Source organism: Sphingobacterium lumbrici, from assembly GCF_006476045.1.
Lineage (GTDB): Bacteria > Bacteroidota > Bacteroidia > Sphingobacteriales > Sphingobacteriaceae > Sphingobacterium > Sphingobacterium lumbrici.
This window is the reverse complement of sequence record NZ_SRZY01000023.1, coordinates 131,164-145,624: the sequence shown is the minus strand read 5'-3', so window position 1 is coordinate 145,624 and position 14,461 is coordinate 131,164. Positions and strand designations below refer to the sequence as shown.

General features: G+C 41.2%; 8 protein-coding genes. 3 read left to right on the top strand and 5 right to left on the bottom strand.

Annotated features, from left to right (window positions below; translation table 11 throughout):
- Positions 1-120: 120 nt before the first annotated feature.
- From E4F24_RS05990 to E4F24_RS05970, 5 genes are all read right to left on the bottom strand, one after another.
- Entirely contained in the window at positions 121-1,560 is a 1,440-nt protein-coding gene (locus E4F24_RS05990; protein ID WP_140937754.1) for an alpha-L-fucosidase, read from the bottom strand.
- A gap of 163 nt (positions 1,561-1,723) precedes the next feature.
- Positions 1,724-4,279, bottom strand: coding sequence for a carboxylesterase family protein (locus E4F24_RS05985; protein ID WP_140937753.1), 2,556 nt, complete (start codon positions 4,277-4,279; stop codon positions 1,724-1,726).
- A gap of 207 nt (positions 4,280-4,486) precedes the next feature.
- Positions 4,487-6,253, bottom strand: a complete 1,767-nt coding sequence (locus E4F24_RS05980) for a SusD/RagB family nutrient-binding outer membrane lipoprotein (RefSeq protein ID WP_140937752.1) — start codon at positions 6,251-6,253, stop codon at positions 4,487-4,489.
- A gap of 18 nt (positions 6,254-6,271) precedes the next feature.
- Positions 6,272-9,574, bottom strand: a complete 3,303-nt coding sequence (locus tag E4F24_RS05975) for a SusC/RagA family TonB-linked outer membrane protein (RefSeq protein ID WP_140937751.1) — start codon at positions 9,572-9,574, stop codon at positions 6,272-6,274.
- Positions 9,571-10,029 (bottom strand): ROK family protein, encoded by a 459-nt coding sequence (locus tag E4F24_RS05970; RefSeq protein ID WP_140937750.1) that lies wholly within the window; start codon positions 10,027-10,029, stop codon positions 9,571-9,573. The genes E4F24_RS05975 and E4F24_RS05970 overlap by 4 nt, the downstream gene beginning before the upstream one ends.
- A gap of 203 nt (positions 10,030-10,232) precedes the next feature.
- On the opposite strand from E4F24_RS05970, the gene E4F24_RS05965 reads away from it, so the two are divergent.
- The 3 genes from E4F24_RS05965 to pnp all read left to right on the top strand — a co-directional run bounded on the left by E4F24_RS05965 (position 10,233) and on the right by pnp (position 14,261).
- On the top strand, positions 10,233-11,444 hold the full coding sequence (locus E4F24_RS05965) for an acyltransferase family protein (RefSeq protein ID WP_140937749.1): 1,212 nt from the start codon (positions 10,233-10,235) through the stop codon (positions 11,442-11,444).
- Between the two features lie 152 nt (positions 11,445-11,596).
- The gene (rpsO, locus tag E4F24_RS05960) at positions 11,597-11,875 is read left to right on the top strand and encodes a 30S ribosomal protein S15 (protein WP_140937748.1); all 279 of its coding nucleotides are present in this window, start codon (positions 11,597-11,599) and stop codon (positions 11,873-11,875) included.
- 199 nt (positions 11,876-12,074) lie between these two features.
- Positions 12,075-14,261, top strand: a complete 2,187-nt coding sequence (gene pnp / locus E4F24_RS05955) for a polyribonucleotide nucleotidyltransferase (RefSeq protein ID WP_140937747.1) — start codon at positions 12,075-12,077, stop codon at positions 14,259-14,261.
- The last annotated feature ends 200 nt before the right edge of the window (positions 14,262-14,461 follow it).

Genomic DNA, 14,461 nt, shown 5'->3' with positions numbered 1-14,461 from the left:
AGCAACAATGATATTCGGGTGATTCAATACCATATTTACCAATAGGATATCGATATATGTTGCATCAAACACTTTCTGTAGCCTGTTATTTCGCTACAGAAAGTGTTTTACTATCCGGTATTATTTCGATTTTAACTGGATTACACTGGTATATGTTAAATCCGTTTTTGGACTTTGAACCGTAATTTTGTTTTGCTTTCTACTCCATTTTAGTCGTCCGGCGTAGCCAAGTACATTGACTTCTCTAATTTCAAATCCGGCAGGTACCGTAAATTCAAAAGATGAAGGTTTCTGATAGGTATCACCTTCCGAGAGGTGAAAAACGTTAATTACTTTATTGTCTTTACTTTGGGTATAATAATAGTTGCCTTCGTGATAAGGGGCAATGGCACGTGTAGCAAAGACAGCGGATTCGTTAACATTCATCCAGGATGCGAGTTCTGTCAAGCGGTCGTATGCTGCCTGATCGAAGTCTCCGTTAGGTCCGGGAGCAATATTTAACAAGTAGTTGCCGCCGCGGGATATAATCTTCACCAAAGTTTCGACAATGGTCTTGGTCGGTTTGTACTGATCGTTGGGGACATAAGAAAATGAATTGCCCATGGTGATACAGCTTTCCCAGGGAATGTCCAAAGGATGTTCCGGCACGGCTTGCTCTGGTGTTACGTAGTTTTCCCATTTTCCGGGAACCGTACGATCCACTACAATGATGCCCGGTTGATTTTGGCGTGCCATTTTACCAATCCGATCCATGTCGATATCTTGTTCTACCTTAATGGTACGCTGCCATTCCACGGTGGGATCTATAGTTTTAAAAGGTCTTACCCAGCCACCATCGAGCCACAGGATATCAACTTTGCCATAGTTAGATGTCAATTCATTTAGCTGATTATAGGTAAAGCTTTTGTATTTCTCCCAACGCTCCGGATATTTGAGCGGATCGTAGTTTACATTCCGATCTTTCGGAGGAAAGTAGGGCCACCAGTAATATTCTGTATGCCAGTCGGGTTTGGAGAAGTATGCCCCTATTTTAAATCCGTCGTTTCTAAAGGTGTTAAAGATTTCCTTTGTGACATCTGCTTTTGGGTTTGTCGAAAAGGGTGTATTTCCAGAGGTGATCTTATAATCCGATTCTTTGGTGTCAAACATTGCAAAGCCATCATGGTGTTTTGTCGTAAATACAACATATTTCATACCCGCAGCTTTGGCTGCATTCGACCATTTTTGTGGGTCGAAGTCTGTGGGATTGAACGTTTTCTGTAGGTTTTCGTAATTTTTGACATATTCGTAGTAGCTTTCCCCGTGTTCGGGCTTACGCTTCGTCCAACCTTCATCTTCAGGACAGAGACTCCAGCTTTCTACAATACCCCATTGGCTGTATGTACCCCAATGCATAAAAAGACCGAATTTCAAATCTTGCCAGTTATCCAGATTGGCAATTACCTGCGGATCGGAAGGTTTTTGATATCCTGCGGACACGTTGTGTTCTTGTGGATATGCCGAAAGATAAAATAGACTTGTAAATAATAAGACGATGTTTATTTTGCCTGTGTGTGCCATATTTGGATGAAATGTTATTGTTGACTCTTTAAAAATACAAATTATTGATTGAATGTCAGTCATTGTTCAGGTTCTAATTTTCTTACCTGACCTAACTGGATAAGGGTTGTGTCTCATCCAATCGAATTAGAGTTGGACTGTTGCGCCTTCCTTCAGATTCAATTTAATGGAGCTCCCACTGATTACTATAAAAACCTGTAGCTACTACATCATCCGCTCCGCTCTTTAACATGCCAAAACGGAAGAACATATAATCGGGGAAACCACTGGCTCCGGCAAAGTATTGATTGGCAGTAGCGGCATGCATACCTTTGATACCGGTACCTGTAATTACACCGACTGTACGTGTATCGCTTCCTGGTTTCTTCCAGGTAAAGTATCCGCCGAGATCCTCTCCGCTGTATTGTTTATCACCGAGTTTGATACCTGATGCATCAACTGATACCGGACAACCTGCAAGCAGTATAGACCAGACACGGTTTGTTTTTGCATTACCGATAAGGATGATGTTATGATCGCGGTATTTATCCGCTTGAAATTCCTGATCGGCAACGATTTCAAAAGCGCCATTGCCCCGGTAGTACCAGGATTCTGCGTCGTATCTCGCTTTGGCCAAAGCCCACTTGTTTTCTTCGACTGTGCCGTTTGTGCCATATACATACACCATCCGGTGATTGAAAGCTTCTTTAAAAATTCCATTCCGATGCGGGCCTTTGTCTTCTTCTGATGGTTTTTCTACGACTTGCCAGGTGGTGGTGTTTTTTTGAAGATAGACAAATGGATTGTTGTGTTGTGGTGTATAGCTGAGTTCATTAAGGCTGTCCAATAAGATCTGTACGGATCCTTTTTTGGAGAAGATGCTTAAATCCAGTTTCAACAGCTCAATATTATCTGTTTTACCCGTTATAATGCGTCTTTCTACATCACGGTCAAGCACAATGTGTGAATAAGCTAGTGCCTGCTGTTGCTGTACAATGGTCGCCCAATAGTACGATGGGGAAATATTAGGGTTGGCTGTTTTGAAATCGATCGTATGAACGTCCATATCGGCTTTGCGCTTGTGCCATTTGAAGTAATCGAATAAGGGTTTCCAATCCACGCTTTCATTACTGTACCAATGCGATCCGCCGGGGTATTCGTAATAACTGAAATTCGGATGAAATTGACCTAATATCTCGCGCATCTGCCTTGCATAGTATACAGGCACGGTACGATCGGCATCGCCATGCAGTACGTATACACCAAGAGGTTTGTAGTTCGTCGCGTAGGCAATGACATCACTTTGGTTGCTGGAGCGCAAGAGGATATTTTCCATTTCGTTGCGTCCTTGATCCGGTATAACTCCATCAGCAGAACCATATCCTTTGAGGGTGGGATATCCGGCACAAGGCGCGATGGCTGCCCATTTGTCGGGGTAGGTTGCACCTAAGAACCAGGTGCCATGTCCGCCCATGGAGTGGCCGGTAAGATAAATACGTTGTGAATCGGGCTGTAGCGTTTGTTTGGCCAATGTGAGCACTTCCAGGGCATCAAGACGACCCCAGTCTTCCCAATTGAAACCGCGCGGACGTCTATTGGTCGGAGCCACAAGGGTTCCCCAGTCTTTGGCTTTATAAGCTTGTGCCTGTCCGATGGCTTCCACGCCGGCACCGTGTACGGAGAAGAACAGGGCATCGTTGGCCTTTTCGCCTCCTATGGCGGGATTTATAGCATAGTATTGTACGCTTCCGTCGATTTCGCTGATAAAGGTAACCCGATAGGGCTTGTCTGCCTTTAGACTGCGCAGGCTGATTTCCTGTTCATCCAATGTTTTGTTTTTTCGGGATAACGTCATGCGGACGGTAACATCCCCGGCCTTACTTACATGCGAGGCGTTAAGTGGCGCTGCAATCTTTCGGGTGCTATATGGTGGGATGGCGGGTACGGCCGCTGTTGCTGCAATGCCATCGATACTGCTGTTTATCCGAAGGTCTTTAAGTGTTTCCGCTGATGTATTGACGACGACTATGCCGGCGACAAGATGTTGTTGATCTTTGCCCAATACGACATCGGGCAAGGTGGTATCTTCGGTTTGGATGTAGACGGGGTTAGCAGGGAACTGAAGCTGCGCGCTAACGAGCATGCCGCGGATATAGAAAGCATTGATTCCCTTTTTTAATTTTACCGGGATATTCATCCAGCCCATTCGATAGGGGTCTCCGGCATGTAATTCACCATCAAATAATACCGCACTATTTCCTTTTACATTTAGTACAGCATCTTGGGCTTTGGATGCCTGATAAGTAATATAGAGGTAGCCTGTGCCAATTCCGCGCTGTTGAAAGGTAGTTCGTTGGTTTGTCGCTGTCGGGGAAGTTCTTTCGATTCTTCCCGGTCCTGCCGGGTTATTGGGATTACGAAGGTTACCACCTGCGCCAGGGGAAGGCCTAAAAAAGCCGGAAGTATCGGCTTCTAATGATATCCAGCTAGATTGTTCTGTGCCTTGCTTGCCAAGTATGTTTTGTCCTGCTTTAGGCTGGGCAATCGCTCCGTTGTAATAGTTCCAAAGAAACTCATCGGTATAGATGGCCTCCCGGCCGTAATTGAAAGGGAGTGGCAGGTAAAGTGCTTCTTTGAATAGGTGAGTGCTTTGTGCGTAAGCTGATCCGGGTAAAAGATTTAGTATACCTATTGTAATCAGATATATTCTAAAAAGGAGGGAATAGGTGACTTTTTTCATGAAATAATGATATAATTTTTTCAACACGTATTAATATACGAATAATCAGCGATCGGAGTAACATATTTTTCTTGCAGGTGCCAATATACCTGTCTTTTGCTAGATATAAGCTCTTTCGTCTTAAATGATTAAGCAGTAGTAAATTATTAATTACTACTGCTTAATGGGGTTGTTTATCCTATATAGCGTTTTTCAGGATTAGTTGTTCTACTCATAATTATAGTCTGACCAATAAGGGTTAATATTTCTCAAAGATTGAGGAACCCAAAAAATTGGAGAAGTAAAATTATCCTGATCCCGCACAGTAGCATAGTTATCGGGGTTATTCTGTTGCTCTGCGGTTGGGTACCTCAACCGTTCGGGTAGAGGGGTCATGACTTTTCCTGCAAAGGTCATGGGTTCTAATTTTGGATGACGTGTTCTCCTTAGCTCGGTCCATAGTTCGTAGGGACACATAATGTTAAGATGTATGAACTTTTGTTGCATGATGATCTCCATCTTATCTTCGATATTGGATTTGCTGCTATACCGATTTGCAATGAAGGTCGCATAAGTATTAATGGTCGTCGCATTTGGCTTTTCGGGATCCAATAGTGGGTAACTGATTTTATTATCTGTAACATAATTGCTCTCCGCTTTTCTGGCGTACCAAAAATCTGTCGAATTATTTATAGCGTCCTTGATATGGTTTTCAGCGCTTTTTCCGGTATTGCCAAGCCCTTTGAGTGCAATTTCCGCAAGAATTAGATCAACTTCCGCTTTTGTCATCATGTAAACCGGGAAATATTTGTTCAGGGTGATAGTCGCGAAATTATACATCGATCTTGAATTTTGATTAAAATGATCTGCTAACGATCCGGTTGGCCCCCCGACATAATATTGCTCTCCGCCATTATAGATTGGTTTTTGGGCATCTGCATCCATACTGACACCTTGATAATCACCTATGTTGTTTTCGAAGTCACTATGTTTAGTCGGAAGAGCGATAACAGGTAATCTGGGGTCATCGACACCAGGTTCGTATTTTGTATCGCCATGATTCATTCGTCGCATAATAATATTCGGGATAAAGGTGCCGGGCCATGCTTCGTTCAAGCCCCTAACCCACTCGCCTCCGCCTCGAACATCTAAATCATAAGGCATCCGCCATGTCATGTCAGCTGTAGGTAGTGCATTTGAATTTAATACGGCACTAATGTGTTGCTTAGCGACAGCTTCTTCGACTCCTGAGATGCGTAATGCATATTTTAACCTTAGTGCGTTGATATACTGCACCCATTTGTTAATATCCCCGCGGAATGCAATATCCTGATTGGCAAAAGTGGCGACAGCCGACGAGCTCATTTGTGCGTAGACGGAAGGCAATTCTTGCGCAATATGTTCAAGATCATTCAATACGCTTACATATATTTCTTTTGGATCATCGTATTTAGGGAAAAATAGCTTTTCACTTCCCCTGAAGGCTTCCGAATAGGGGATGGAATTATAAAAATCTACAGTCAGCAAAGCCGCATAGTCTTTTATCACGGTAACCAGATGAAAATAAATGATATTATCATCAAGCTCCTGACCTGAGACTTTTCCGATGTTGTCTTTTATGACAGCCCAAGCATTTGCACGTTCATAGAAAGCCCTCATTCTATTTTGCCAAAGCTGGCCCTCACTTCCAAAACCATCAACGCCTGATAAGTCATCATACAAGCTATACCATGCGTATCGATCTGTTATGTAACGTTGTGCAATTTGTGAATAACCGGAAACTCCCATGGCACCACTTCCTGCTATTTCCCACCACCACTCACCGTAGTCTTGCACATAAAATTTCCATTGGTATAAAGTGGAAGTAAAAAGTCCACTAAACAAATTACCGGTTTTATCGTAAATCTCCGGATTAGCAAACTCGTCTTCAAGTTTTTTTTGGCAGCTTACGAATGTTGTGCATGCTACTAATAGATATATAATTAACTTTTTCATTTTTGTTTTCTTTTGAGATTAGAAACTTACATTGACACCAAACGTAAATGTCCGAACTGAAGGATAAAAGGAATTCTCAATATATGATTGTGCGCCAAGTGTTCCTTCCGGATCTATATTAGGTATAGTCTTGTAAAGATAACCCAGGTTTCTCGCAGCAGCAGTCAGTGTTAACTTTTGCAATTTCATTCTTTCAGACATTTTTTGTGGTATGGTATAAGAGATAGCTAGTTCCCTTAGTTTAATATAGTCATTTTTGAACAACCTGTCAGGTGGCCATGAAGTTCCCATATCATTGATATAAGTTGAATAGTAAGCTGGCGCGCTAACGATAATGTCGTTATTTTCGTATCCGTTGGCTGTCGCTTTTACCCCGTCAAGGATGATACCGTCATGGTATATAATTCCATCTGCCGAGGCCGAAGGAGCTTGCGCGCTGTGTTCCGTACGAATTTTGTTACCATTGTTGTCTATATAATATGCGATACCTCCTGTTTGTTCGTCACGACCAAATAGACTCTGTTTAATTACTCCTGTACCCATTAAGTAATTATTGGTATAAGAGAATACGGAGCCACCGAATTTATAGTCTAATGCAATGTGGAAATTGAACCCTTTCATGAAGAAGTCGTTCATGATTCCTCCGAAAACATCCGGATTTACATTTTTGCCAATATAAGTTACATCGTCAGAAAGCTGGTACAGACCATTGGCACCTACTATTCTATTGCCGCTATCATCCCTGCGGTAGTCGTAGGCTTTTATTTCGCCTATACGCTTGCCCTCTTCAGCAAACACTTGAAATCCGGAATTACCCGTGATATATTTCTGTGTAATGCCCGGATAGAGGTCGATAACTTTTGAGAATTGATTTGCAGCTGTAAGTGTTACGTCCCATCTGAATTTTTCGCTTGCCATTGGAGCAGCTTTAATAAATACCTCTGTTCCCCAGTTTCTTAAATTACCCGTATTGATCTTTGCCGAAGAATATCCGGTTGATGCCGACAGAGGTTGGGATACAATCTGGTTGTAAGTATTGTTGTTATAGAAGGAAAAATCAACTTCCAATCGGCTTCTTTCAAACCATCTGGTGTTAAAACCAATTTCGACCTCTCGCTTACGGAATGGTTTTATCATTTCCAGAAACAGTGAGGAAGGAGGGGTTACTGTTACCGGACCATACGAATAAGGGAGCTGACCTACGCTAAAGATGTTATTGGCAAAATAGCGATCGCCTGTTGCAGTGTAAGGGCCACCACCGACATCGGCCCATGCAAGTCGAAGTCTACCGTGTTGTAGTTCAGGAATAACAATATCATCTGAAAAGTTCCATGTATAGGATAATCCCGGGTAGAAGTAGGAATTGTTGGGCGATTGAAGCGTAGAATTCCAGTCATTCCTTGCTTGTATCTCTAAATAATGTTTGTTTTTGTAAGATAGCGTAGCCGAGCCGAGCATGCTGTATAATACATCTGATCCCCGGCCATTACCCATGACCATACCTCTTGCACCTGCAGTCGGCCAATTCGCAATGTCGGCATTGTTTAATGAGAACCAATCAGGATATAGTAAGCCCATATTACCTGTTGAGGTGTACATGTTGTTGTCAGTTATCTTTTGATAGGCGCTTCCTATGAAACCAAAAAGTGACCAATCATCGCCAAAGGTATCGTCATATTTTATCAAACCTTGATAGTTCTGTACCGACACATTTCTTTTCGTCCATCTATATCCGCCTCCCGTTCTTACTGGATTCAGGCGGGTTATTTTATTTTGTGTCACAAAATCAGTATTGGTATAGTCTATAGATGCCTGACCTATAAAAGACAATTTCGAAGTGAACTGAAGCGTTGTTCTGATAGAACTTACTAAGTGAAACTTCTTATCATTATCATTATTGTCGTTCTGTTCCCAAAGGACATTAGATACGGCATTGGGCCAGAATCCGGGAGAACCACCAGCTAATCCCCAGGGCTCTAAGTCCTTCCGAAAGCCGTCCGCATCATGATAAAATTCACGCATCCAATTATAGTCGTAATCTCTGTTTAAGCCGGTCGCAACCCATTGTTGGATATTTGGCCTACGGTTGTTGGTGTTAACACTATATAGATTGTTAACAAATTCGAAATTAGCAAAAGAGGAGGGCTGAAAATTACCATTAAAGCTAAAAGTATGCTGCTTTTGATTAAAGCCCGGTAAAATATCATTATACGTATTGGTCGTATAGGAAGCCCTCGCACTCCCGATCTCACCGCCGCCAGCAACAGCAATATTCGTACGATTGTTTACTGCATTATCAAAGAAATCAATAAAATTGTTTGGATATGCCTTATAGGTACTCATCGTGCTATCATAAAGTGCGATCTGGCTATTATCGAATCGCGGGCCAAAGCTATACCTGCTTAAAGGTAGTCTACGAATATCATTGCCATTGATATTGATGTATTGCAGGTCATTTGTAGAGGCACCCGATCCAAATTCGTTTTGGAAGTCGATAAAAGTAAATGGTTTGTCTACGCTCAATTGTTGGTTGATAGTGATACCAAGCCCCCTTGTTTTGCGTCCGCTTTTTGTGGTGATCAATACGACTCCGTTAAGCGCTTGACTACCATAGAGTACGGTGGCTTTTGCACCTTTTAAGATTTCGATGGATTCAATGTCCTCCGCATTAAGATCGTTGATGCCTGACCCCAAATCGAATGAATTTAGTGGATCATAGCCTCTCGACTCCATGGAAGAACTTTCATCATACATAGGTACTCCATCTACCACAAACAGAGGGCGGGTATTTGTGCCTGATTCCAATCCGGCTGCGCCACGAATCCGGATGTTAACCCCTGCTGTAGGGCCACCTGAACCGATATTAACACCTACACCAGCGGCTTTACCATACATTGCAAGAAATGGGTTTTCAGTAGCGCCTGCTTTGGTTAGGTCATCTGCGGTTATTGTTGCAGTTGCATAACCTATCGATCTTTTTTCTCGCTTAATACCAAGAGCCGTTATCACCACTTCATCAATAGACTCTTCTTCTTTCTGTAGCGTAACATTTAAGGTTGTTCCTGAAACAGTTCGTTCTTGAGGAGCATAGCCAATTATGGAAAAACGTAATTTTTCACCGTTTGTCGCTTGGATACGGTATCGGCCGTTGGCATCTGTTTGTGTAACCCTTGACGTTCCGGGTACACTTACTGTTACATCGGGAATTATCCCGTTCGCATCTGTTACTGTTCCCGTAACAGATTGTTGTGCAAATAAAGTCGTTATGCTCAGGAGCATGAACAACGATAAATAGCAGCTTTTTAGGTAAAATTTGCTCATTGTGTTTGTTGTGTTAAGTTAATAGAATCATCTAATTTTAAATCTTTCCATTCGGAGTGTTCTACTGCGATGCAGGCAGCACCCAAACGTTGTGCGTTTTTTAGTTTTGATATTTCGACTGTTGTGTCTTCGGATAGCCTATGGATGCTGAATTCTAGTACAGCACTTTGAATCTGATGAGATAATACAGCCCCCGCTTTTGCGCCTCTACCGCTTATTATTATTTTTGCCGGATTGATGATGTGCATTAACGTGGCTACACCCTTTCCTAGCATATACCCGATTTTGTTGATAGCCTCAATAGCAATTTGATAACCACTTATCGCCGCATCTAGTAGATTATCGACTGTCTTCTTAATATTAGGAACACTTTTTCCAATATTGCTGCTTAAATCAGCTATGGATTGCGGATTCGTAAAATATAGACTTTTTAAAATGGATAACTCAAGGTTCATTGGGCATTAATTTAAAAACTATGTTAAAGATATGTTAAAATAAATTAAACTTCAAAATACTTTTGTTTTTTTTTATAAAGTTTTTTAAAGAAATCATCAAAAAACTTATTCTTTCATCCGATTTTAAAAAGTATTATATTCGTCATTACAATATTAACCTATAAAAATACCGAGGTATCTTCGTAGGTGACAAATTCTACATAATGAAACAACGTTATTATTCTTTGGACGTATTTAGGGGTGGCACTGTGGCTTTGATGATCTTGGTAAATAACCCGGGAACATGGGGGCACATGTTTAAGCCGTTAACCCATGTTCCCTGGCATGGTTGTTCGCCAACCGATCTGGTGTTTCCATTTTTTCTATTTGCAGTGGGAAATGCGATGTCTTTTGTGATCCCTAGATTGCAAGAAACAGGGGCTGCTGCGTTCTGGAAGAAAGTAATCAAAAGATCAGTACTTATTTTTGCAATTGGGCTATTCCTGAATTGGTGGCCATTTGTGACCTGGGTAGGTAATGAATTGTATTTCAAAGAATGGATTAATAGTATGGATCCTACTAAAGGTGTACGAATCTTTGGTGTATTACAACGGATTGCTGTCGCCTATTTTTTCGCATCTATCTTGGTTTACTATTTTAGGCCCCGCATGTTAATTTATATTTCAGCGGCAATTCTGTTGGGTTATTGGGCTTTTTGCGCTTTTTTGGGTGGAGCAGATCCGTATTCTCTGGAAGGCTGGTTTGGAACAGATATTGATAAAAAAATCTTAGGGGTCGCACATGTGTACAAAGGCGAGGGGGTGCCGTTTGATCCGGAAGGTTTAGCGAGTACTTTGCCTGCGATTGTGCAAGTTGTTTTTGGCTATTTAGCAGGTGTGTATATCAAAAATCAAGGACAGGTAAATTGGTTGTGGACGAAAGTCTCAACAAGTAAAGAACCTCATTTTAAATTGCTGTCCGGACTCTTGGTAACAGGATTTATCCTTCTTATATCTGGATGGGTATGGTCGCTGGGTTTTCCGATAAATAAGAAAATATGGACGAGTTCGTATGTGTTATATGCCACCGGACTGGGTATAATGACAATTGGAGGGATGATTTGGTATATTGAGGTACAGGGCGTAAAAAATAAATTAACGCAGTTTTTTGATGTATTCGGTAGAAATCCGTTGTTTATATTTGTGTTAAGTGGTTTGCTGCCGCGTTTTCTCGGTTTGTTTCGTATTGCGGATGGAATAGGTGCGAATGGTGAACCGAACTATATAACTGCACTTACTTGGTTTTACCGAAATGTGTGTGCTGAAATTCCAGGGCCACCCGAAATAGGATCCTTTGTGTATTCTCTTTGTTTTCTTGTGCTGATGTGGGCAATATGCTATGGGTTGGACAAGAAGGGGATTTATGTTAAAGTATAATTGTGAATTACAAATTAGGAGACAGGAGTTGGTTGCTAGTGTCTTAATTAAGTGATTGACTTTTATTGCTTTTTACTTTTGATTTTTGACTTATTACTCCTATCTTTGCATCCAATTAATTAAATTTTTAACGCTTTAATATTATTCAAGAGATGTATTTAAGTAAAGAGTACAAAGCTGGTATCTTCGAAGAATTTGCAGGTGCAGCAGTAAACACAGGTTCTGCAGAAGGACAAGTAGCTTTATTTACTAAAAGAATTGCTCACTTAACAGAGCATTTGAAAAAAAACAGAAAAGACTTTAACACACAACGTTCACTTCAAAAATTAGTAGGTAAACGTCGTTCATTATTAGCTTACCTGTACAAAAAAGATATCGAAAGATACCGTGCCATTATCAAAGGCTTAGGTTTACGTGATATCATCAAATAAGCTTTTAGAAAAAATGCAAAGGCCACTTACATTCGTAGGTGGCTTTTTTTTTGAAATGAAGTTTTATGATCGTTGGTAGTATCGTGTGGTGTTATGAAGGTTTTTTGTTAAATTATAACTACCTTTGTGCAACTAAAAAAGTAAAATATAATTAGATGTATTCCACAATTGACGCAAGATACATCACAACAAGAAAACAATGAGTTACAACGAAAAAAAAGTTACAATTGACTTAGGCGGAGATTTAGCGCCTATCGAATTGTCTACTGGTAAATTAGCGAAACAAGCGGATGGTTCAGTAGTCTTAAAACAAGGTGATACGATGCTTTTGGCAACAGTAGTTTCCTCAAGAGAAGCGAAAGAAGGTGTAGATTTTCTGCCATTATCAGTCGATTACCAAGAGAAATATGCGGCTACCGGCCGTATACCTGGAGGTTTTTTGCGTCGTGAGGCAAGATTGTCCGATTACGAGGTCTTAATTTCTCGTTTGGTAGATAGAGCTTTACGTCCATTATTCCCTGAAACATACCACGCAGATACACAGGTGATGATTTCACTTATTTCTGCGGATAAAGATATTATGCCCGATGCGTTAGCAGGTTTGGCAGCTTCAGCGGCTTTAGCAGTGTCGGATATTCCTTTCAACGGTCCCATTTCAGAAGTACGTGTAGCGAAAATCGATGGTCAATTAGTTATTAATCCTCGTCTTTCTGCGTTAGCAAATGCTTCCTTGGAATTTATCGTAGCGGGTTCCGCTCAGGATATCGTGATGGTAGAAGGTGAAGCGAACGAAATTTCAGAAGCTGAAATGGTGGAGGCAATTGCTTTTGCGCATGATGCAATTAAAAAACAAGTTGCTGCTCAGATTGAATTGGCAAACTTGGTGGGATCGACAGTAAAACGCGACTTCAACCATGAGCCTTCAAATCCAGAATTGCGTGAGGCGATATATGCTGCTACGTATGATAAAGTATATGCAATTGCAGCTTCTGCTTCCGCAAAACATGATCGTTCGGATAAGTTCGCTGAAATTTTTGAAGAATTTAAAACCGCTTTTGGCGAAGAAGTGGATGATGAAACAAAATTCCTATTAAAGAAATATTTTCACGATGTACAATATGATGCGGTTCGCAATTTAGTATTGGATGAAGGAAAGCGATTGGATGGACGTGATGTACGTACTGTTCGTCCGATTTGGTCTGAAGTTGATTATTTACCCGCAGCACACGGTTCAGCTGTGTTCACACGTGGAGAGACACAATCCTTGACTTCTGTTACGTTGGGTGCTAAGGATGATGAACAAATGATTGACGGTGCGTTCATCAACGGATATAATAAATTTATTTTACATTATAACTTTCCAGGATTTTCAACTGGCGAGGTAAGACCGAACAGAGGTGCTGGTCGCCGTGAAATTGGTCACGGTAACTTAGCGATGCGGTCGTTGAAAAAGGTATTGCCATCCGATGCAGAAAATCCGTATACGATTCGTATCGTTTCTGATATCTTAGAGTCAAACGGATCTTCATCAATGGCAACGGTATGTGCCGGTACGTTGGCCTTATTGGATGCGGGTGTGAAATTAAAAGCTCCTGTATCGGGTATTGCAATGGGTTTAATCACGGATGAAAAAACTGGAAAATATGCTATTTTGTCTGATATTTTAGGTGATGAAGATCACTTGGGCGATATGGACTTTAAAGTTACAGGTACTGAAAATGGTATCGTAGCCTGTCAGATGGATTTAAAAATAAATGGTTTGAAATGGGAAGTGCTTACGCAAGCATTAGACCAGGCGAAAGAAGCACGTCTTCATATCTTAGGCGAAATGAAGAATACAATTGCTGCTCCTCGTGAGGATTATAAACCACATGCTCCTCGTATTATTCAATTGACAATCGATAAAGAATTTATCGGTGCAGTTATCGGACCCGGTGGTAAAATTATCCAGGAAATGCAACGTGAAACTGGCGCCACAATTTCTATTGAAGAAGTGGATAATAAAGGTATTGTACAGATCTTTGCAGATAATAAAGCTGCCATCGATGCTGCCACTACGCGTATTAAAAACATCGTAGCTAGACCTGAAGTAGGTGAAATCTATGAAGGTAAAGTGAAGTCGATCATGAACTTTGGCGCATTCGTTGAGATCATGCCGGGTAAAGATGGTTTATTACACATCTCTGAAATCGACTGGAAACGTCTTGAAACCATGGATGGTGTGTTAAAAGAAGGTGATATGGTAACGGTTAAGTTATTGGATATTGACAAGCAGGGTAAGATGAAGCTTTCCCGTAAGGCATTATTACCTCGTCCTCCACGTGAAGACAAGCCTAAGCAAGATCAGGCATCTGCAGCACCGTCTGCTGATGCTCCCCAAGCTTAGTTTAAAGTTTTATTAGATATAGAAAGGTCCGCTTACCGCGGACCTTTTTTTATGCAATTACTTGAAGAGTGTTTCTTTTGTTAAAATAAAGGTTTTATTTAATCAATTTTTTGACCCTCGCATTGCCTTTCCGTCGTTGCCACGACAGGGCCTTCATTTTTTTCTTGATAAAAAAACGAAGCAAAAAAATCAAGGCTTTA